Origin of the sequence: Sphingobacterium siyangense, from assembly GCF_007830445.1 — a bacterium.
In the GTDB taxonomy this organism is placed as follows: domain Bacteria; phylum Bacteroidota; class Bacteroidia; order Sphingobacteriales; family Sphingobacteriaceae; genus Sphingobacterium; species Sphingobacterium siyangense.
Genome location: NZ_VLKR01000005.1, coordinates 33,647 through 55,121, shown reverse-complemented (window position 1 = coordinate 55,121; position 21,475 = coordinate 33,647). Strand labels below are relative to the sequence as shown.

The window sequence follows — 21,475 nt, the reverse complement described above, 5'->3', positions numbered from 1 at the left end:
AAAAATTTCATCTCGTAACTTTACCCATCATGAAACAAGATCAATCTAAAATCATACGTGAACAGGTCGATCGTTCAGCACTTCGCGAACATTCGACTCCTTTATACCTTACATCAAGTTTTATCTTCGACAGCGCTGAACAAGGTCGGGCGGTCTTTGCTGGCGAAGAGGATGCAATGATTTATTCCCGCTATGCTAATCCAAATACTTCAGAATTCATCAACAAAGTTTGTATTCTTGAAGGTGCAGAAGCAGGATTGTCTTTTGCGTCAGGTATGGCAGCAGTATTTGCCTCCTTTGCAGGAATTATCGAAAGTGGAGACCATATTGTCTCTTCACGTGCAATATTCGGTTCTACACATCAGTTATTTACGGAACTATTCCCACGTTGGGGCGTTACAACAACTTACGTAGACGCCGCTAATCCCGAAGAATGGGAAAAAGCAATTCAGCCGAATACGAAAATCATCTTTTTAGAATCGCCATCCAACCCAGGTCTGGAATTGGTTGATTTGGAATGGTTGGGTAAATTCAAGGAGAAATATCCTCATATCATTCTGTCGATCGACAACTGCTTTGCCACACCTTATCTTCAGAAACCGATTCAATATGGATTTGACCTGGTTATCCATTCGGCGACCAAATATATGGATGGACAGGGTCGTGTTTTGGGCGGTATTGTTGTCGGAAAACAAGAGCTTATCGATAAATTGATGTTCTTTATCCGTCATACAGGCCCCGCATTATCGCCTTTCAATGCCTGGATCATATCAAAAAGTTTAGACACGTTGGGCATCCGTATGGATCGCCATTGTTCTAACGCATTGGCTTTGGCCGAGGCATTGGAAAATCATGCGGAAATTGAGGATGTAAAATATCCATTTTTACCAAGCCATCCACAATATGAGCTGGCCAAGAAACAAATGAAAGCTGGTGGCGGTATTGTAACCTTTGTTGTCAAAGGTGGTTTTGAGCGAGCAAAAGCCTTTGTAGATCATTTGGAAATGATTTTATATACCTCTAATTTAGGAGATTCAAGATCAATCGCAACGCATCCAGCTTCAACGACACACTCAAAATTGTCGGAAGAAGAACGTTTGAATCTGGGCATCAAACCGGGCAGTATCCGCCTGTCTGTGGGTCTGGAAGATCAACAAGATATCATCAACGATATCTTACAGGCTTTAGAGAAAACGAAATAAACGTTCGCTTTGTAATAGTTAGCGAATATACATTAACTAAAAAAGCCTTTGCATAAGCAAAGGCTTTTTTTATTCACTCTCATCCTACTTAATTCAACGATGCGATCGCTGCAGCATAGTTTGGCTCATCAGCAATTTCTGCGACTTGCTCTTCGTACAATACTTTTCCATTTTCATCCAATGTGATGACAACACGGCTCAATAAACCTGCCAAAGGTCCATCAGCGATAGCCAATTGATAAGCATCTGAAAAGTTTGAATCTTTATACTCTGATAATGTCACTACGTTATTTAGCCCCTCTGCAGCACAAAAGCGGCCTTGTGCAAAAGGCAAATCTTTCGATATACATAACACCACAGTGTTATCCAACTGAGAAGCCTCTTTATTAAATGCACGTACGGAAGCGGCACAAGTTCCGGTATCTACACTAGGAAAAATATTTAATACAATTTTTTTTCCTTTGAAGTCTGTAAGAGACTTATCGGAAAGATCGCCTGCAGTTAATTTAAAATCAGGAGCTTGCTCGCCAACCTGTGGTAAACTGCCTTTCGTGGTTACTGGATTGCCTTTAAAAGTGATTGTAGCCATATAATATGATCGTTTAATTTTTAGTATCCTTGCACTTAAAGGTACGAGCAAAAAAAATATTACACAACATTTATTAATTTTAGTCAAACATTTATTATGTTAGCATTGTATTTGAAAGAGGAATGTTAACCAAAAATAAACACTAGTATGAAGAAACTGCTATTTTCAATACTTTGTGCAAGTCCGTCACTCCTGTTTGCACAAGGATCTCAAGTGAATCTACAAAGTCCCAAAGCTGTGGGAATGGGGGGAGCAGGTTCTGCTTACTTTTTAGATGAGTCTTCCATTTTTTATAGTCCGGGTGCTTTAGCAAAAATGGACCATAACGCTATTTCAGTTGCCGGTAATGCCGTGATGTACAAATCTGCCTTTCAAGAGGTCGGCAGTACAGTTGTTTATCATACTAGAAATCAGATTTCAACTCCTTTTTCATTATTTGCTGCATTCGGCCCTAAAAACTCCTGGTGGAAAGCCGGTATTGGAGTATACACACCTTACGGTGGGGCCGTCGATTGGGGGAAAGATTGGGTAGGTAAATTCAGTTTGGTCAGCCTTTCGCTACGTGCAATCTATATTCAGCCCACATTGAGTTTCAAACTGACTGAAAATTTTAGTGTTGGGGGTGGTTTTGTATACAACGTTGGTACCGTAGACCTCGAAAATTCTGTTCCGGTATTCTATCCGGACGGTCACGCCGGACTGGCAACCCTAAAAGGAACCGGAACTGGAACGGGGTATAACGTGGGTATTCATTATAACTTAGAAGACGACTTCGCTATATCGGTAAGTTACCGCTCTAAAGTCGTCACCAAACTTAAAAATGGAGATGCAAATTTTGACGTGCCTGAATCGGTAGCAAGCAACTTCCCTGCGGGCAACAAATTCAGTGCTGAATTACCGCTACCATCCACATTTGCCGCGGGCGTTGCCTTCCCTATTTCGGAGAAATTGAAGATGGCTCTTGATGCAACAATCATCAATTATGACATCTATAAGGCGCTAGATTTCGATTACAAAGAAAATACGCCGGTATTGCAAGATACGCATTCTCCAAAAAAATACGATAAAGCAGGATCCGTCAAAGCAGGATTGGAATATATTGCTTCCGAACGCTTGCAATTACGTATAGGTGGCGGTGTGATCGCAACTCCAGTACAGCAGAGTGCTTATGTTTATCCGGAGACACCAGATAACACCAGGTATTTGATATCAGGAGGTTTTACAATAAAACCATCACCAAAATTTGACGTCACAGGTTCCTTTGCATACCAGCGCATCGTGGCTCGCCAATCAACCAATGTGGAGAGTCATCTTTCGGGGACTTATGCGACAAATATTTTTGCTCCTGGTATTGGTGTAAGCTATAAATGGTAATTAACAGCCAAATTTGACTAAGATGAAAAAAAACAAACTTTATATAGCTGCGGCGTTAGCACTTTTAGCGATCGCCTCATGTAAACCTACCTTGGACGAATATACGCCTTCGGCTGGATCGCTTAATTTTTCAAAATATGTTGCCATCGGAAATTCATTGACAGCAGGTTATGCCGATGGCGGACTCTACTTGGAGGGCCAAAAGGTAGCCTATCCAAATTTAATTGCTGAACAGTTAAAGCAAGTCGATGGTAGTGAATTCAAATCGCCGTTTTTCAGTGAAGATCAAGCCAATGGTTCTGGTTATATTACACTTACAGCGCTCGTCAATGGCCAGCCAGTAACGGCACAGGTAACGGATAAATTGGCCTACCGTTCTGCTTCACCAAAATTATTGACAAAATATACCGACCCGATTAACAACCTTGGCGTACCGGGCATGCGTATGGATATGGCCTTTGCTGCTGGCGTGGGATCCCAAGCTGGAAACATGTATTTCGAACGCTTACTACCTGACGCAGATGCGATGAAAACATATTTTGCCTATTCAACGACGCAAAACCATACCTTCTTTAGTTTTGCTTTAGGCAATAACGATGCTTTAGGCTGGGCGACTAACGGTGGTGTAGAAGATGGACCAACATCAACATTGACTTCTACTGCGCTCTTCACGTCTTTATTGGGCAACTATGTAACGACATTAACAGCAGGAGGTCAAAAAGGCGTACTGGCCACAATTCCAGATGTAACAGCAACACCTTATTTTACGACGGTAACCCGTGCTGCTTTATTGGCAGCTGTGAATGCAACAAATCCGCCGACACCGGTAACAAATATCTACATTGCAACAAAGTCAGGTCCTCGTGCAGCTACTGATCAAGATTATTTTGTGCTCCCTTTCTCTTCAACAGGATTATTGGGGAAACCAAATGCGGCACAAATTCCGTACGGCTTACACCCACTGAACCCCGTGGAAGACAAATACGTGCTTGATGTAAGCGAAACAGCAACGGTCGTACAACGCATCAAAGAGTATAATGCAGCCATCAAAGCTGCTGCAAATTCAAAAGGTCTAGCTTTAGCTGATGTGCATGAATTCTTGAATAATGTAAAAGGAGGTGTTCGTATCAACGGACTAGCGGTGAGTGCAAAATACATTACCGGAAATGCATTCTCTTTAGATGGTATTCACTTAACACCAATTGGAAACGCCCTAATGGCGAACATCTTTATCAGCGCCATCAATTCTAAATATGGCTCAAAGATTCCACAGGTTGATGTAGCGAAATATCGCGGTGTCAAACTACCCGATACCGTCACAAAATAAAGAGTGATCTACATACTGACAAAAGGCAGACGAATAATCGTCTGCCTTTTTTGTATATTTCCTCTATAAATAAGTTCCTCAATAGGCAGAGGAGAGATCGATAAATTACTTTTATATACTACGCAATTATATTGCATATAAAAGGTAATTTATCTAAGTTTGTTTAGTATAGATTGAACAGAAAAAAACTCGTTTCACGTTCCACAGCCTAAACGAGCAAAAAAGAATAAAATAGAATAAGATGAAAATCAAATTAAACCGTGTCAACCAAGCTGTGCATTTCGAAGCCAGCAGTGAATTATCCCCCGTGAAAGTCAACATCGATGGTTCAGAAGCTATCGGCGGCGAAGGAAAAGGTGTTCGTCCAATGGAATTGGTTTTAATGGCACTGGGTTCTTGTAGCGTCTTTGACCTCCATAGTATACTGGTAAAACAACGCCAGCAAATTGACGATATCCAGGTTGAGGTGGAAGGAAAACGACGCGAAGAAATTCCACAGGTCTTTACAGATATTCACATCAATTTTTTCCTAAAAGGTGAAATTGATGAAGTAAAAGCAGCCAAAGCAGCTGAATTAGCTGTTAAAAAATATTGTTCGGTACACGATATGCTTGCCGCTGGCGGTATTAATATCACGTATTCACTGAAAATAAACTAAGAAATACTTTCCTTGCATCTGATAATCCTCCACATCGCATGTGGAGGATTATTGTTTTTGATCCATGCGGTATTTATTCTCTTTTACAGGCGTATGGAGAATATAACCAAGGAAATAGAATCTCCAGCAGGATTTGACTTTGCCAAAATTAACCGAATTACAAGCGATTCTGCTCTTCTGTTCTTGTTGGCTGATTGCTGCTCTTGACCTTCTGGTTTCCAAAATGATACCGCAGCGTCAGATTCACCTTTCTAGTATCGCGGTAATCTTTATAAAAGTTGTTTTGGTCACCATATTTGGATGATATCGTCATTTTTTCTGTTTTGAAAATGTCCATAAATGAGAGATTCACTTCAAATTTCTTTTTAAAGAATTTTCGATTTGTCATCACATAGGTACTTGAATACCCTGTAATATGAAATGGCCCCTGTATCGTGGGCGATGTAAATGTATTAACCAGTTCAAGGTTCCAACCGGCATCCTTATTCAGCACATAGTTGGTGCTTACGTTTCCGTTGCCGATATACACATCATTCTTGTGCAATACGTCATCAGTACCCATAAAGTAATTCTGGTTATACATCCCCTCTAGCTGCAGATTCAATCCCCAGCGCCCGGTCAGCTGAAAACTCTTTCCTAAGTCTATCCCTGCCCCTTGTCCTTTCTTGATATTGGTATATTGGAAAATAAGTTGGTGATTGTTGTTATCTTGGCGGGAAATTTCCATATTCGGCCACTTCTCAAATCGGTAGAATAAATCGATATTCCAGTTGTTTTTTGTCCAGGTCAGATTCAGGTTATGAACGATCGTCGCCCTTAAACGTGGATCTCCCTGAAAATAGGAAAAGCGATTATAGTAGGACTTAGCCGGATTAAGCCAGGAGTATGCTGGGCGACTAATACGCTTTCCATAGGAAAAACCAAACTGCTGATCGTCAGTCAAGGCATATTGCATGTAAAATGTCGGAAAGAGCACAAAATAATCACGCTTATTGATATCAGCTGGTTCGGATACAATACCTTCCAAATCGGTATATTCTCCCCTTAGACCTGCTTTCCAGCTCCATTTTTTCCAGGCATAGTCCAATGAGCCATACAAAGCCACATTACGTTCTTTGTAATCAAACACACTACTCTTATCAGGCCTTTGCTCGAGCTCTCCTGATTCATCATCAAAGAAAGCAAGGGTACTCGTCGTTTTCACATCGCTAAATTTTCCACCAAACTCCAGCCCCAGCTTCTTTATTTTTCCGGTGAAATCTATCTGGGAAGAAAAAAGCCGATTTTTATTTCCATTATTACTGATAAATCGGGTATATGTGGGTTCCTCCCCCTTAAATCGCAGTGCCGTCAGCACGTCTTGATCATTTGTCGAATGATTGTCAGTGAAGTAGGATGACCAATTTATGCTCCACCTGGAATTAAGCTTCTTTGTTACCTGAAGGTAGAGGTTATTCGTTTTTGTCGATCGTTGATGATCATTGGTGGTAAAATAACTGGACTCCTGTACATGATTTTTATCGTATATAACGGTTGGCACTTCATAAATCCCATAGGTTTTCGGTCCATAATATCCATTTAGTCCAGCATTAACCGTCCAGGTTGTATCGGGTGTATAGTCTATCGAAAACACATAGCTGTTCTGACTGTTATTGGTATCAAATCGATCCATGACACCTTCCCATGAGGTTTGCTCATTTGGATAATAAACATAATTCGTTTCATAGCGTGCGTAAGTCCCTCGTCCGAAATTATACGTACCTCGAAGATTGAATTTTTCATTTTTATAATACTGGGTTAGTCCAAACAGTTGCTTCCAGGTACTGCTTTTTTCGGCCAATGCAACCACCGTGCCTCTATAGCCATATAGGTTGGATTTGGAAAGTTTAATATTGATAATCGTACTTCCCTCAGCTTCATATTTTGCAGGTGGATTGGTAATAACCTCTATCGATTGCACGTCGCTACCTGCTGTATTCTCCAGATAGGTTTTCAGTTCGTCCCCCGTGAGCATCACTTTTCGGTCATTAATGAGGACAACAATATTTTTGTTTCCACGGACCATTAAATCCGCACCATTCACCATCACCAATGGCGTACGCTTCAAAATGTCCCAGCTGTTGAGCGCTGAAAGATTTGAATTCTGAACGTTAAATTCCAAGCGGTCCAACTTGCGGATCAATCTAGGAGCGCGACCGACGACTTGTGCTTCTTCGAGTACCTTTGCTTCGGGAAGAAGTTCAAGCAAGAAAGGGCGTGAAATGGTATCGCTGTGAAAAAAAAGTTCCTGAGACTTGAAGTTTAGATAGGTTGTTCGTAGATAGTAGCCACTAGGATGATCCAGCATAAGTATAAATTTTCCAAAATGGTCCGTCTTTACTTCCCGGATCTCCTGATAGTTGCTATCCAATAGCATAACAGTCGCTCCCGCCAGCACAATTTTGTTTGCATCCTGTACTTGTCCCCCGATTTGTTTGGTCTGTGCCGAAAGTAACAAGGGGAAAGCCAGAAAAAATAGGATCAATTTCATGTACAAATAATTAGTCTTTTAATTCTAGTATAGCTTATCCGCATTATTCTATTTGACAATCGCGGCCATTTCATACTGATATGCTATGCTTCAAAAGTGTCTATAGTGACGGCAAATAATGGTTAATAAAGGGTTAATACTGGGTTAAGGTACATTATCTTAGCCCTCAGCAGTTATATTTGTGTATGGAATTGAAACCCAAAAGTTATATCGTCCTATTCACGTTATTTTTTGCCGTACTTATTGGCATACAGGGGTATCAATTGTACAATACCTATCAGCTCAAACAGCGTGATATTTTTGCCACTGTAAAAAGTAAGCTAAGTAAGCTTCATGACAATGACAAGCTTTTTGATGATGATTTAATGAGCAAAGACATTGCTAGAGATTACTACATCAAATTGGTTAAACATGAGATAACGGCCGAAAAATTAAAGGAGTTATACCATGCAAACGCCCATAAAACATCCCAGAGGCTAACGCAATATGTCGACAGTCTATTTCAGCCACTTGGAATGGATGTCATTCTGAAAAAAGAAATTTTGGGCATCTATTTCAAGAGCTTAGAAAAACAGATCGCAGCGGGTCCCATTACCATCTACACAACGTCTGGAGCTTTTCGGCGGCCCGTTGAACTTTCCTCAAGCGAGTGGATAACAGAAAAAACAGAAACACAGAAAATCGAAAACAGCATCCAGAGCAAAGAGGTCTTATATACCTTTCTTGTACATAGGAAGACATCCTTTGAGGTGACGAATCTCAACTGGATATTGTTCAAAGAACTTACTTCGCTCCTATTGAGCACCTTATTTATTCTAGCCGCTTTTCTTTGGCTTTTTTATAGAACCATTCAGAATCTCCGAAAACAGCAGAAACAGATCACCGTACTGCACGATGTCGTCGACAATATTTCACATGAACTCAAAACACCTATTGCAACCCTGAAAATTGCTGCTAAAACACTTTGGAAATCAACAGACGAAAGCATTATAACCGTCATTGAACGACAAGTAAATCGCTTGGAACAAACCCTTGATCCACTTAACGAAAATCTTCACACTATTGATCAGCCTCCTGTTAAAAGCACAGAACTACAAGCTATTTTCGACGATTTTCAACTGACCAACTCCGCTATTGCATTCCAATTAAGTCTCTTGCCTGACGGCAAACTATGCCTGAGCCCAAATGATGCGACAACACTATTTCAGAACCTGATGAACAATGCCGTAAAATATGGTGCAACTTGGATTAATATCTCTTTTGAGGATCAGAAAGGCAAACTCTCGGTTTATATACAGGATAACGGTTACGGCATGGAGGAGTCCGAGCTACCCTATATTTTCGACAAGTTTTACCGCATCCAAAAAGACAATATTCACGACACCAAAGGCCTGGGAATAGGTCTTTTCCTTGTAAAAAAAATCGTCGATCGTTATCACGGACAACTTACTGTAACCAGCGAACCCAATGTCGGGACTACGTTTAAAATCCAGCTGCCGCATGCGCTTGTCCCATCATCGGAAATATGACCAAAAACAAGGATAAGCTGTGAAAAGACAATAGACGGCCATAGACTAAAGTATTTATATTAACTCAACTACTGAAAACAAAAATGAATAAAATATTACTCGTTGAAGACGATCCCGATTTTGGTTTTATGCTTAAGCAATACCTTGAGCTATCCACATTTGCCATAGACTGGATAGCACAGCCCAATGATCTTACGGAAAATTTCCAGCAGCTAGCCGATTATGATCTGGTTATACTGGATGTTATGCTTCCTCAAATCAGTGGTTTTAGCCTCGCCAAAGAAATCAATGCACTATACCCTACTTTACCCTTTATCTTTTTAACAGCCAAAGAGCAAAAAATAGATAAGCTCACGGGACTAAAAATCGGTGCCGATGATTATGTCACTAAACCTTGTGATCCCGAGGAACTATTGCTTCGCATACAAAATATATTAAAGCGGAATCAGAAAAATAGTACTCCAAAATCGATCGCCATCGGGAGCTATCTATTCCATCCTGAACAATTATTATTAAGCCATGCTTCGAAACAATATAAGCTCACTGAACGTGAAGCCCAACTTCTCCTCTTTCTATGGCAACACAATGATCAGCTTGTCACGCGTGAAGAAATCCTTGAAAAAGTATGGGGAAATGCAGATTTCTTCACAGGAAGGAGCATGGATGTCTTTATTACCCGGATCCGCAAATATTTAAGCCTGGATCCTAATCTGAGCATCAGTTCGAATAGAGGTGTCGGATTTACGATTCAATTTTAAGAGTTATCCAGCAATCTCTTCCTTCCGTTTGTTCCATAATTTCTCTGCCCAACGGCCGACAAACCAAAAGGACACGGCCAAAATTAAAAAGAACACTGCTCTATTGATATTATCCCAGAGATACTCGACATAGCGGGTATAGATATTGAGCACTAAAAATACAAATCCTACTTCTCTGCTGACGTTATCTTTCGCTTTTAAGCCGTAGACAACCAGGAATACCGACACGGCAGTGGATAAAATACCCCAGTAGAACATATGGTATTGACGTACAGTCGTCCATTCATAGAAATCAGCATAATTTCCAAAAATAGAAAGGGTCCACAAGGATACCATCAGATAGATCAATCCCACAATATAACTGATGGGCTGAAAGATTTGTAGCCTTTCAAACCTGGGTTGAACCCAAACAGCCAAGGCGGTTATCAGTGCCCCAAAAATGGTAAAACGCAGCGGATAGTTCATCCCCCAAAACTTAAATCCCCAATTGCTATGGTAGGCGGTCTCGGTCGCAAACCATACGCCCAAGGCCAAAAGCATAAACGTCCAAATCAGCTTACTCTCGAGCTTGACGGCAAGAAAGCCATAAATCGCCACGGAGAGTAAAAATAACAGCGAATAGTGCATCGTATCTTTGTCCAATACTTTACCCATAAACCCGATACAGGCCGCAGTTCCGAAAACTCCAATCAGCATCATGGTTTCCGTGGATAGATTTTTATAAGGATAGCGTTTCTTATACCGAAAACCCAGCGTATAGAATAATACAGCCACGGCAGCGAAAAAGAAGCAAAATAGGATATTAGGTGCTTCGTAGAGGGTGTCCACAAAGGCCAAGAATGATGCATCTGTAAACAACGAAAAGACAGCGAAGACCAGAGATGCCAAGGCAATCCAAAAGGCATATCTAGCCAGTTGTCCCCAGTCAAAACTTTTTACGTCTAAACTATCCATCAGCTCGTTCGCTTTTTGCTCATCTAATAAGTTCTCTTTCTTCCAAAATTGGACAATATCGTCGATCGATTGTTTCTCTTGTTTGCTGACGTCGTATTTTCGCATAAATTTAGATTTACTGTGCAAGGTACATTATTTTTTTAAATCACTTGTATATCACATTTTGTTCCAAAAGTCAGAAAGGCTCGCATAATTCCTTTAAAATCTGTAATTTTGCATGTTTTGCATTTAATCCCTCACACGGGACCTTAAGGAGTTTTCATGGCAGTAAAAAGAAGCCCAGATTTGGGCGAACAAAGTGAAGTTCAGGTATTTGGAGCGCGTGCGCATAATCTAAAAAATATAGATGTTTCTTTTCCGAGAAATGAATTGGTTGTTATCACAGGTTTAAGTGGCAGCGGAAAGTCTTCCTTGGCTTTTGACACCATTTATGCCGAAGGACAACGTCGGTATATGGAGACATTCAGTGCCTACAGCCGTCAGTTTTTGGGCGGCATGGAACGTCCGGATGTGGACAAGATATCGGGCTTAAGTCCAGTGATCTCCATTGAACAGAAAACCACCAGCAAAAACCCGAGGTCCACTGTTGGAACCATTACTGAGGTGTATGACTTTATGCGTCTACTATTTGCCCGAGCAGGAGAAGCTTTCTCCTATGTGACTGGGAAGAAAATGGAGCGTATGTCGGACGATCAGGTTATCGAACGGATTTTGACTGAGTTTGAAGGACAGGCACTGAACATCCTGGCACCAGTGGTTAAAGGGCGTAAAGGCCACTACCGTGAGTTGTTTGAACAAATCCGTAAGCAAGGCTATGTGAAAGTACGTGTGGATGGAGAAATATTGGACCTTGTTCCAAAAATGCAGGTTGACCGCTACAAAATACACGATATTGAAATCGTCGTAGATCGTCTGAAAGTAGAGCGTGAAGATAAAAAGCGCTTACAAACTTCCGTGATGCAGGCGATGAAAACAGCGAAAGGTATCATCAAGGTCTCCACGAAAGATAATCAGGAGCAATTCTATAGCCGTTATCTCATGGATGCCGAATCGGGGATCTCTTATGATGAGCCACAGCCAAATACCTTCTCATTCAATTCCCCATACGGTGCGTGTCCGACATGTGATGGTTTGGGCTATATTTTTGAAATTGATAAGAATGCCGTTATCCCGGATAAAAAACTAAGTATTCAAAAAGGTGGTTTGGCCCCTTTGGGACCTACCCGGGAAAATTGGACTTCAGAAGTATTGAAAGCTGTCGCAAAAAAATTAGATTTTACCATTACAACACCGCTTGAAAAACTAACTGAAGAACAGATTGACCAGCTTTTATTTGGCAATAAGGAAGAGCCTATCGTTGTCACGGTATCTTATGGAAGTTATGGCACACGCGAATATCGTGTTGAATTTGAAGGAATCTTTAAGATGCTGGAAGAGTTTTCGGGAAAATCATCGGATGAAGCGCCTTCTTTAGATGACTTCAGAACGAAAGTGACCTGTCCAACCTGTGCGGGAGCACGTCTAAAAAAAGAGTCTTTACATTTTAAAATTGCGGATAAAAATATCCATGAGCTCTCAACGATGGACATTACATCCATCAAAGAATGGTTTGATCAGGTAGAAAGCAAACTTGATGAACGCCAGCTCATTATTGCAACAGAGATATTAAAGGAAATCCGTGCACGTTTGGGCTTCTTGTTGGATGTCGGCCTAAATTACTTGACTTTAGACCGTACAGCTAAAACACTTTCGGGGGGTGAAGCACAGCGGATCCGTCTGGCCACACAGATTGGTTCCCAACTGGTGAATGTACTTTATATTCTGGATGAACCGAGTATTGGGCTCCATCAGCGGGATAACGAACGTTTGATCAATGCGCTTAAAAACCTACGCGATATTGGCAATTCGGTCCTTGTTGTGGAACATGACAAAGACATGATCCTACATGCCGACCATGTTATCGACATGGGACCTGCTGCAGGCGTTCATGGTGGGACTGTGGTTGCCGAAGGTACACCAACAGAAATCCTAAAATCGAACTCTTTAACAGCAGCTTACCTCAACGGGACAAAAGAGGTTAAGATTCACGAGAAACGCCGTGAGGGCAATGGAAAAACATTGTCATTACATGGAGCAACCGGACATAACTTAAAAAATCTGTCTGTCTCTTTTCCATTAGGAAAACTCATTGTTGTATCGGGTGTTTCAGGTTCGGGTAAATCAAGCCTAATCACAGGTACTTTATACCCGATTTTGAATAAACATTTTTTCAGAGCCAAAGCAATTCCACTTCCTTTCAAAAAAATTGAAGGGTTAGAACATATTGACAAAGTCATCGAGATCGACCAAAGTCCTATCGGCCGTACACCACGGTCCAACCCTTCGACCTATACCGGTGTATTTTCGGATATCAGAACCTTGTTTGTTCAACTTCCAGAAGCTAAGATCAGAGGCTATAAACCAGGAAGATTTTCCTTTAACGTCAAAGGTGGTCGTTGTGAAACCTGTCAGGGAGCCGGGCTGAAAGTCATCGAAATGAATTTCCTTCCCGATGTACAGGTTCCTTGTGAAACATGTCACGGAAAACGCTACAACCGAGAAACTTTAGAGGTACGCTACAAAGGAAAATCCATTTCCGATGTACTTGATATGAGCATCAACGATGCTGTGGATTTCTTCGAAAATGTACCGAGTATTTACCGAAAGATCAAAACACTGCAGGATGTAGGTTTGGGTTATATCACCTTAGGACAGTCCTCCACAACCTTATCGGGGGGTGAGGCACAACGGGTAAAATTGGCTACTGAACTTTCTAAAAAAGACACTGGAAATACATTCTATATCCTTGATGAACCGACAACAGGTCTTCACTTTGAAGATGTCAATGTCCTTATGGGCGTTATCAATCGTCTGGTCGAGCGCGGGAATACCATTTTGATTATTGAGCATAACCTTGATGTCGTTAAATCGGCCGATTGGGTCATTGATATCGGTCCCGAGGGTGGCAAAGACGGCGGGCAGGTTCTATTTGAAGGAACACCTGAAAACTTAATTAAAAATAATAAAAGCGAAACAGCACGTTTCTTAAAATTGGAAATGTAATGCCTTTGAAACGGCAGCCGCGAAGTATTATATTTCGTGACTGCTGTTTGCTCGGGATGGCTCGGTTATTGCGCAGGAATGTTTTCCAACTCCTTGAGCTTTGTCTTACATGGGGCAATAGATATCGCACACTGACTTTGACGGCCGAGGAATAGGGCGCAACTATTTATCAATGCCATCCATTTCATTTGTATAAATGAACACATTAAAGGTTTTTGCTTTTAAAGAACATACGGAATGTCCAGTTGATTTTCATCAGTGTTTATACGCTGTAAATATGGATATTTCTTAACTTTGTATTATATGTCGGATATTATTCAATTACTTCCAGATAATGTTGCTAATCAGATTGCGGCGGGAGAAGTGGTGCAGCGACCAGCGTCTGCCATTAAAGAATTGATTGAGAATGCTATTGATGCTGGAGCTGACAAAATAAAACTTATTGTTAAAGATGCAGGCAAGTCATTGATCCAGGTCATTGACAATGGCTGTGGCATGAGCGTAACTGATGCTCGTCTTTGTTTTGAACGTCACGCAACATCGAAAATTCGTAAGGCTGAAGACTTATTCGCTATCCGTACGATGGGTTTCCGTGGTGAAGCAATGGCATCCATTGCTGCGATTGCACAGGTAGAGCTCAAAACACGCCGCATTGAAGATGAACTGGGTACAGTTGTTGAGATAGAGGGATCAAAAGTTGTCAACCAATACCCGGAAGCTGTTGCTGCCGGGACAAATATTTTAGTTAAAAATCTTTTTTACAATATTCCTGCACGGAGAAACTTCCTAAAGAGCAACTCGGTAGAAATGCGTCATATCATTGATGAATTTCAACGTATTGCTTTATCAAATCCACAGATTTTCCTAACCTTACATAGCGACGGAAATGAGATCTACCATTTGCCGGCTGAGACGCTGAAACAACGTATTGTCCATATTTTTGGCAACAATTACAATCAGCGACTTGTCCCTGTGGAAGAAGATACGTCCATCATCAAGGTAGAAGGTTTTGTTGGGAAACCTGAATTTGCAAAAAAAACACGTGGTGAACAGTTTTTCTTTGTCAACAAACGCTTTGTACGTGATCCATACCTGCACCATGCAGTCATGAATGCTTATGAAGATATTTTACAGGCCGAAACATTCCCTTTCTATGTATTATTTATCGACATAGATCCTGCACGCATCGATATCAACGTACACCCTACCAAGACCGAAATTAAGTATGAAGACGATAAGGCTATTTACGCCATTATCCGTTCAGCCGTAAAAAGATCGTTGGGACGGTACAATATCATGCCATCTTTGGATTTTGAACAGGAAACAAGCTTCACCAATCTTATTACAAAAAAGGCATTAGATGAAATCATCGTTCCAACGGTAACTTTTAATCCAGACTTCAATCCATTTGATACAGACAAATCGAAATCCAATTCGAGCTACACCCGTTCAGAAAGCTACGCTGAAGGACTTAACAAGAAAACAGGTGGCATACCTAGCAATTGGGATTCCCTGTACCAAATCGTCGAAGAGGAGGAATCTGTTCAGCTGCCATTGCATGCGGAGCCGGAATTGCATACGGATAGCTCACAGGTCATTCAGGTCGAAGATAAGTCATCCTCAAAGCTCTTTTTTCAGCTCCATAATAAATATATTGTCTCTCAGATTCACTCTGGATTTATTCTAATTGATCAACAGGCTGCACATGAACGTATTCTCTTTGAGCAATTTCTTGCGCAACTGGACCAACATAAAGGGCTGAGTCAGCAAAGTTTGTTTCCACAGACTTTGGACCTAAATGCTGCAGATAATGAATTAATGAAAGACCTTTTGGAGGACATCAATGGCTTAGGCTTTCAAATTCGTGAATTTGGAAAAAATTCCTATATTATTGACGGAATTCCTGCAGACTTAGGGACAGGATTCGACGAAATAAAGATGATTGAGAAAATATTGGAGGATTACAAAAACAATCAATCTGAGTATAAGCTCGCTAAGCGCGAAAATCTTGCAAAAAGCCTTGCCCGTAATGCGGCCATTAAACCTGGTACCGCGTTGGACAATACAGCAATGGCAGAGCTTGTGGACAGACTATTTGCCTGTCACTCACCCAATATCTCCATCTATGGCAACCCTGTGATTGTAACATTTACATTGCAAGAATTAGCGGAAAAATTTGGCAAAAATTAGAAGATAAAATATATGTTTCCACAACTGACACCTGTTATCAAGAATTTATTGATCATCAATATCATATTTTATATTGGATCACAACTTGTACCTGTAGCATATGATTATCTTGCGGTCTATTATCCGGACTCCCCTTATTTTAAAATTTGGCAGGTGATCACGCATATGTTTATGCACGACAAGAACAATATTAGCCATATCTTCTTCAATATGTTTTCCCTGGTCATGTTCGGTCCTATGATTGAGCAGGTCCTTGGTTCAAAACGTTTTTTAAATTTCTACCTGGTTTCGGGAATCGGTGCCTGGTTTCTTTATACAGCTGTAAATGGTATACAACTCTATAATGCGACAGGTTCTTTCGCTCCACTTCACGGCATAAGCGGAAACGAACTTATTGCCATGGCCAATACCGGAAATAATGAAGCACTAACCTACCTCATTCCGATGTTGGGGGCCTCAGGAGCCATTTATGGTGTTCTATTAGCATTTGCCTACCTTTTTCCAAACATACCGCTTCAATTTTTGTTTATTCCTGTACCAGTCAAAGCAAAGTATATGATCGGTGGATTCATTCTCATCGAAATTTATATGAGTTTGTCTAGACCAGGGGATTCTGTGGCTCACCTGGCTCATGTCGGTGGTGCACTATTTGGCTATCTACTGCTTAAACTGTGGAAGATTAGAAAAGGAATTTATTAATATCGTGCGCAATGAATAACATCGGTTTAAAAGATTTTTGGAGACAAACCTATAAAACTGGATCGCCCGTACCTTTGGTGATCAGTATTCAGGTCTGTTTATTTGTCCTCATTTATTTTTTAGACCTGCTCTTCGAATTAAAAATTGTACCACAAAGCTTTTTGGAGCCTACGGTGCGTCTATTAAGTTTACCGAGTAATTTCTCAAGCTTTATTGCACAACCCTGGTCATTGGTTACATCGAATTTCGTTTACGTCAAGCTCTGGACCATACTTTTTGATAGTCTCTGGCTCTATTGGGTCGGTCAGATCTTCTTTACCTTCTTAAACAAACGGCAATTTCTATTTGTCTATATCGCCTCATGGCTGCTCGGCAGCGTGCTCTATATGGGCTTTGGGTCACTTATTCCCATGCCAAGTAACTTACAGCTTATGGGAGGTTCTCTTCCCCTGGCAGCGGTATTAGCCGCGATTGTGACTTTGGTTCCCAAGTACGAATTACGCTTTCTCCTTATTGGTACTGTTAAGCTAAAATTAGTGGCTATTATTTATTTTGGATTGGAATTCCTTACCCTTACGATGACCAATCGACCTGCTGCCATTTCGTATTTTGCAGTTATACTTTTTGGAATGGGATTCACTTATGCGCTAAAATCGGGAATGGACTGGTCTACGATTTTTCAGAAAAAACAACAGAAGCCTGCAAAAATGAAAGTCGTTGTAGGTAACAATATTCCGACAAATCGGAAACATCGTTATGACTTACCCAATCAGGACGAAATCGATGCTATCTTAGATAAAATTTCTGTTTCTGGCTACGACAGTCTAACGAACCATGAAAAAGAAACGCTCTTTAGGGCAAGCAATAGTGGTGACAAGGTTGATGGATAAAAGGACATTTTTAAGAAGAAAACTGGGCTTTATAAGTAAAACAATGTTCCTGGCAAATATGCTTGCGATCGTTGCATTGCTTATGAGCTATTCGGCGACCTTCATTAATCCTAAATCTTTTTGGCCCATTGCATTTATGGGCCTGGGCTACCTTCCAATTCTCCTTATCAATATTGGATTTATCTTTTACTGGCTACTCCGCAAACGGAAAATTGCACTTTATTCACTCGTTACAATCCTCATTGGATGGCCTTTTTTAACTAAACATTGGAACATTCGCAAAGAGAATGCCCCTGTATCCTCCGAGACACGTACCCTTCGCATCATGACCTTCAATGCTCATTTGTTCAAAAAAGTAAACGATGAGAAAAAAAACTTTAAAGCCGACGTTGTCCGAATTATTGACAGCATATCTCCCGATGTGATCTGCTTTCAGGAATATATTAGCAAGATTAAAGGAAAACATGTGTTCTCAGAGGAATTCAAAGATAAACTGGGCTATGATTATTTTTTCTTTGAGCCTAGTTCTAAAAACGATTACGAGGCGTATGGAATGGCTGTTCTTTCGCGTTTCCCGATCTATGATTCAGGGACCATCAGAGACAACGATTACGGAATCAACCGGATTAGTTATGTAGATATCAAAAAACAAGATACACTGATTCGTATCTATAATATACATCTCCGTTCTTTTGCGCTTCAAAATGAAGACAAGGAATTTATCCAAAATCTGTCGAATAATAATGAATCGGATAATTCGAGGACACGTAAATTGAGCCGTAAACTTAAGAATGCCTTCGAGCTTCGTAGCGAACAGGCGCATTCGTTAAAGAAACACATGAATGAATGTCAATATCCTTATATTGCGGTAGGTGATTTCAATGATACGCCAATGAGCTACTCGGTCAATCTAATTGGAGACAGGCTGTATAATGCATTTAAGGAGAAAGGTAATGGCTGGGGAGTAACCCATCATGCCCTGCTTCCGATATTCCAGATCGACTATATTTTTGCCAGTCCGAAATTTCAGGTGATGAACTATCAGATTGTCAAACAGAAATTGTCGGATCATTATCCTGTATGGTCTGATCTTAGACTTAAACCTTAGGCATCTGATACCCCAACGTTTTAAGACCTATTTCAATAAATTTATCTCTTCGGTTTTTGATTTTGTAATACGCTTCACGACCAAAATAATATCGACCGACCAAGGCCTCGATATCGGATTGAATTAAATCATGTAAGTTTTTTGCTTCTTTGGCTGTGACCGCGATCCGTTTTTGGCTATTAAGATATGAAATGAATAGATCAAATTCTGTTGCTGGCAAGTGATAGCCACTAATGAAATTCTCGATAGAATATGCTGGCAGATGTTTCGTGAAACGATCATAAACAAACTCTTCGATTGCATTGGAATGAAATATCTCGCGGTACTTGGCACTGGTTTCATTGGTGTCAATCGGGATAGTCACGTCCGGAAGAATACCGCCACCACCGAATACAAGCTTTCCTTTGCTGGTTGTAAACATTTCTTTTTGGCTGAATTCGGTATCCATTGTCCATAGATCGAAGCCTGTCATGTATTTTGCTGCATCAAAATTTGCCCGTGCATATTTTCGCTGAATACATCTTCCAAGCGGTGTATAGTAGCGAGCAACAGTCAGATTGATTGCAGAACCGTCTGAAAAATCAAATTGCTCTTGCACCAAACCTTTGCCATAGGATCTGCGGCCGACAATAGTTGCCCGATCCAAATCCTGAAGAGCACCGCTCAGTATTTCGCTCGCTGATGCTGTGCTTTCATTGATCAGCACAATGACCCGGCCATCACCAAAATCACCAGCCTTCTCAGAATAGAAATCCTGGCGCAGTTCATTCGCACCCTCGGTATACATCAACAGTCTCTTTTCTTTGAAAAATTGACCAGCCAGATCAATTGCCGTATGTACAAATCCGCCACCATTATTACGTAGGTCCAAAATAAGATCTTGAGCTCCGCTTTTTCGTAAGTCAATGAGTGACTGCCGGAATTCATCTGCTGTCTTATGTCCAAATCTTCGAATTTTCACATAAGCTGTTTTCGGAGCGATCATATACGATGCATCTAAACTCGAAACATTTACCTGATCACGAATGACTTTTATTGGATTGCCCAATACTACTCCATTGCGTTGAATGGAGATCAATACAGCTGTACCCTTCTTTCCGCGGATCAGTTTTTCAATTTCGGATTCGGTTACCTTTCTTCCGACAAGATCCTTATTTCCGATCTTTAAAATGCGGTCGCCAATACGCATACCTGCTTTTTCAGCGGGACCAGCTGCAACCATCCCAACAACAAGTAGCGTATCTTTCAGGCGAAAGTACTCTACTCCGATACCATCAAATGTTCCCTCAAGAGTTTCCTGCTTTGCTAGCACTTGATTGGGTTTCAAAAAGGTGGAAAAAGGATCCAGGCGGGAAACAACATGCTCAATGGCTTCATCCTGCACGGTGTCTATACTGACATTGTCGACGTAATTCTCGGAAATTAACTGAATGAGATATTGTAATTTATCGGAATTGCCATTGGAGCGCAAACTTGAAAAAGTTGTTTTCTGGTTACTTCCCTGCTCCTCGGCATAATTTTGTCCCAACAGCAAGCCGAGAAGCAATACTGCAGCATATGTAGCGGCTACAAAAATATTTCGTTTAATACTTTTCTGCATGGGAAATCTTCATGAATTACCGAAGATGAGACAAACTATTCAACAATTAATTACTTTATCAAAAATAGCAAGTTTATTCGGTTAAACGAGTTTTTGAACCCATATTTTTACATTAAAAACAAAAAGTCCACGTCCTTGTTTTCATTAAAGAGCAAAGCTGCACTTGGCGAAAAATCCTTATTAAAAAATCAGCAAACCACCGATTGGAGAGGCAAACATTTAGTTTCCATAGATGACAATAATGTCTATAATTTAACTTGCAAATGTGCATAAATTTATCTTAGTTTGAATTGAAAAAGATTCCACTTTATGCACGAAATCGAACCTTATTACAATTGGCGGGACTATTACATTGCCGCTGAAGATGAACAATCTCCATTTTATGGTACAGTCTACAGCGAATTCGATTTTGACAAACAGATCTATAATTTCCTTCTGCACCCACAATGGGACGAATTCGGTTCGCTTACCTTATATCTGAAAATACTATTTGTAGACTATGAAAAACAATACTGTATTATCGAACTGATTGGTGAATGGAATGATGCAATCTACAATGACATCATGTTACTCAAGCGAGAGATTATTGATGTATTGATCAGTCAAGGGATCAAGTATTTTATTCTCATCGGAGAGAATGTACTGAATTTTCATGCTTCAGACGACTCTTACTACGAGGAATGGTTTCAGGATATCGAGGACGGATGGATTGCGGGTATTGGTTTCCGTGAGCATGTTATTGAAGAATTCCAGCAGCAAAATATAGATTATTACATTAATTTCGGTGGTACATTGAACGTGATTCCCTGGCGGACGTTAAAACCGAAACAGGTTTTCCACCATGTGAATGATTCCTTGACAAAACGTCTTGGTTTTTAAAGCCTGCTTATTGTGTCTTTATGCTTTAATCCTTGTTCTTTACTGTATTATCCTGTAACTTTGTGAGTGATGTATGATGTGCTTTG

At 40.7% G+C, this 21,475-nt stretch carries 16 protein-coding genes; 12 read left to right on the top strand and 4 right to left on the bottom strand.

Going from position 1 to position 21,475, the window contains the following annotated elements:
* Window positions 1-29: 29 nt before the first annotated feature.
* Window positions 30-1,202 carry a trans-sulfuration enzyme family protein gene (locus tag IQ31_RS06505; protein WP_070570235.1) on the top strand — a complete coding sequence of 391 codons (1,173 nt, stop codon included), beginning with the start codon at window positions 30-32 and terminating at the stop codon, window positions 1,200-1,202.
* An 88-nt stretch (window positions 1,203-1,290) separates the two neighbouring features.
* On the opposite strand, the gene tpx is transcribed toward IQ31_RS06505, so the two are convergent.
* Window positions 1,291-1,791: a thiol peroxidase gene (gene tpx / locus IQ31_RS06500; RefSeq protein ID WP_115046479.1), complete on the bottom strand. Its 501-nt coding sequence runs from the start codon at window positions 1,789-1,791 to the stop codon at window positions 1,291-1,293.
* 147 nt (window positions 1,792-1,938) lie between these two features.
* Here tpx and IQ31_RS06495 point away from each other — a divergent pair, with 147 nt between their 5' ends.
* The 3 genes from IQ31_RS06495 (at window position 1,939) to IQ31_RS06485 (ending at window position 5,150) form a co-directional block, all read left to right on the top strand.
* Entirely contained in the window at window positions 1,939-3,165 is a 1,227-nt protein-coding gene (locus IQ31_RS06495; RefSeq protein ID WP_145327498.1) for an OmpP1/FadL family transporter, read from the top strand.
* A gap of 22 nt (window positions 3,166-3,187) precedes the next feature.
* The gene (locus tag IQ31_RS06490) at window positions 3,188-4,492 is read left to right on the top strand and encodes an SGNH/GDSL hydrolase family protein (RefSeq protein ID WP_145327497.1); all 1,305 of its coding nucleotides are present in this window, start codon (window positions 3,188-3,190) and stop codon (window positions 4,490-4,492) included.
* A 241-nt stretch (window positions 4,493-4,733) separates the two neighbouring features.
* Window positions 4,734-5,150, top strand: a complete 417-nt coding sequence (locus tag IQ31_RS06485; protein ID WP_070570243.1) for an OsmC family protein — start codon at window positions 4,734-4,736, stop codon at window positions 5,148-5,150.
* A gap of 157 nt (window positions 5,151-5,307) precedes the next feature.
* Here the strand turns inward: IQ31_RS06485 and IQ31_RS06480 are convergent, their stop codons facing one another.
* Entirely contained in the window at window positions 5,308-7,680 is a 2,373-nt protein-coding gene (locus IQ31_RS06480; protein WP_070570245.1) for an outer membrane beta-barrel family protein, read from the bottom strand.
* A 185-nt stretch (window positions 7,681-7,865) separates the two neighbouring features.
* On the opposite strand from IQ31_RS06480, the gene IQ31_RS06475 reads away from it, so the two are divergent.
* Together IQ31_RS06475 and IQ31_RS06470 are read left to right on the top strand one after the other, a co-directional pair.
* Complete coding sequence (locus IQ31_RS06475; RefSeq protein WP_145327496.1) at window positions 7,866-9,209, top strand: sensor histidine kinase; 1,344 nt, start codon at window positions 7,866-7,868, stop codon at window positions 9,207-9,209.
* Window positions 9,210-9,292: 83 nt separating this feature from the next.
* Entirely contained in the window at window positions 9,293-9,967 is a 675-nt protein-coding gene (locus IQ31_RS06470; RefSeq protein WP_070570249.1) for a response regulator transcription factor, read from the top strand.
* 3 nt (window positions 9,968-9,970) lie between these two features.
* Here the strand turns inward: IQ31_RS06470 and IQ31_RS06465 are convergent, their stop codons facing one another.
* A complete protein-coding gene (locus IQ31_RS06465) occupies window positions 9,971-11,026 on the bottom strand; it encodes a DUF2157 domain-containing protein (protein ID WP_070570250.1) in 1,056 nt (351 codons plus the stop codon).
* A 156-nt stretch (window positions 11,027-11,182) separates the two neighbouring features.
* Between IQ31_RS06465 and uvrA the strand changes: the two genes are divergently transcribed.
* From uvrA to IQ31_RS06440, 5 genes are all read left to right on the top strand, one after another.
* Window positions 11,183-14,023 carry an excinuclease ABC subunit UvrA gene (gene uvrA / locus IQ31_RS06460; protein ID WP_145327495.1) on the top strand — a complete coding sequence of 947 codons (2,841 nt, stop codon included), beginning with the start codon at window positions 11,183-11,185 and terminating at the stop codon, window positions 14,021-14,023.
* A 303-nt stretch (window positions 14,024-14,326) separates the two neighbouring features.
* On the top strand, window positions 14,327-16,213 hold the full coding sequence (gene mutL, locus IQ31_RS06455) for a DNA mismatch repair endonuclease MutL (RefSeq protein WP_088163149.1): 1,887 nt from the start codon (window positions 14,327-14,329) through the stop codon (window positions 16,211-16,213).
* 12 nt (window positions 16,214-16,225) lie between these two features.
* A complete protein-coding gene (locus IQ31_RS06450) occupies window positions 16,226-16,912 on the top strand; it encodes a rhomboid family intramembrane serine protease (protein WP_088163150.1) in 687 nt (228 codons plus the stop codon).
* Between the two features lie 11 nt (window positions 16,913-16,923).
* Window positions 16,924-17,802, top strand: coding sequence for a rhomboid family intramembrane serine protease (locus tag IQ31_RS06445; protein WP_088163151.1), 879 nt, complete (start codon window positions 16,924-16,926; stop codon window positions 17,800-17,802).
* Entirely contained in the window at window positions 17,747-18,910 is a 1,164-nt protein-coding gene (locus IQ31_RS06440; protein ID WP_244294384.1) for an endonuclease/exonuclease/phosphatase family protein, read from the top strand. Before IQ31_RS06445 ends, IQ31_RS06440 begins: the two co-directional genes overlap by 56 nt.
* On the opposite strand, the gene IQ31_RS06435 is transcribed toward IQ31_RS06440, so the two are convergent.
* A complete protein-coding gene (locus tag IQ31_RS06435) occupies window positions 18,900-20,510 on the bottom strand; it encodes a S41 family peptidase (protein ID WP_145327494.1) in 1,611 nt (536 codons plus the stop codon). The two genes, IQ31_RS06440 and IQ31_RS06435, sit on opposite strands and share 11 nt — an antisense overlap.
* Before the next feature lie 309 nt (window positions 20,511-20,819).
* On the opposite strand from IQ31_RS06435, the gene IQ31_RS06430 reads away from it, so the two are divergent.
* On the top strand, window positions 20,820-21,389 hold the full coding sequence (locus IQ31_RS06430) for a hypothetical protein (RefSeq protein WP_075994411.1): 570 nt from the start codon (window positions 20,820-20,822) through the stop codon (window positions 21,387-21,389).
* The last annotated feature ends 86 nt before the right edge of the window (window positions 21,390-21,475 follow it).

Bases quoted from the DNA above. Each gene is read 5' to 3' on its own strand.
- tpx (WP_115046479.1), bottom strand. From the start codon at position 1,791: ATGGCTACAATCACTTTTAAAGGCAATCCAGTAACCACGAAAGGCAGT.
- IQ31_RS06450 (WP_088163150.1), top strand. From the start codon at position 16,226: ATGTTTCCACAACTGACACCTGTTATCAAGAATTTATTGATCATCAAT.
- uvrA (WP_145327495.1), top strand. From the start codon at position 11,183: ATGGCAGTAAAAAGAAGCCCAGATTTGGGCGAACAAAGTGAAGTTCAG.
- IQ31_RS06480 (WP_070570245.1), bottom strand. From the start codon at position 7,680: ATGAAATTGATCCTATTTTTTCTGGCTTTCCCCTTGTTACTTTCGGCA.
- IQ31_RS06465 (WP_070570250.1), bottom strand. From the start codon at position 11,026: ATGCGAAAATACGACGTCAGCAAACAAGAGAAACAATCGATCGACGAT.
- IQ31_RS06470 (WP_070570249.1), top strand. From the start codon at position 9,293: ATGAATAAAATATTACTCGTTGAAGACGATCCCGATTTTGGTTTTATG.
- IQ31_RS06490 (WP_145327497.1), top strand. From the start codon at position 3,188: ATGAAAAAAAACAAACTTTATATAGCTGCGGCGTTAGCACTTTTAGCG.
- IQ31_RS06430 (WP_075994411.1), top strand. From the start codon at position 20,820: ATGCACGAAATCGAACCTTATTACAATTGGCGGGACTATTACATTGCC.
- IQ31_RS06440 (WP_244294384.1), top strand. From the start codon at position 17,747: ATGAAAAAGAAACGCTCTTTAGGGCAAGCAATAGTGGTGACAAGGTTG.
- IQ31_RS06505 (WP_070570235.1), top strand. From the start codon at position 30: ATGAAACAAGATCAATCTAAAATCATACGTGAACAGGTCGATCGTTCA.
- IQ31_RS06445 (WP_088163151.1), top strand. From the start codon at position 16,924: ATGAATAACATCGGTTTAAAAGATTTTTGGAGACAAACCTATAAAACT.
- IQ31_RS06495 (WP_145327498.1), top strand. From the start codon at position 1,939: ATGAAGAAACTGCTATTTTCAATACTTTGTGCAAGTCCGTCACTCCTG.
- IQ31_RS06475 (WP_145327496.1), top strand. From the start codon at position 7,866: ATGGAATTGAAACCCAAAAGTTATATCGTCCTATTCACGTTATTTTTT.
- IQ31_RS06435 (WP_145327494.1), bottom strand. From the start codon at position 20,510: ATGCAGAAAAGTATTAAACGAAATATTTTTGTAGCCGCTACATATGCT.
- mutL (WP_088163149.1), top strand. From the start codon at position 14,327: ATGTCGGATATTATTCAATTACTTCCAGATAATGTTGCTAATCAGATT.
- IQ31_RS06485 (WP_070570243.1), top strand. From the start codon at position 4,734: ATGAAAATCAAATTAAACCGTGTCAACCAAGCTGTGCATTTCGAAGCC.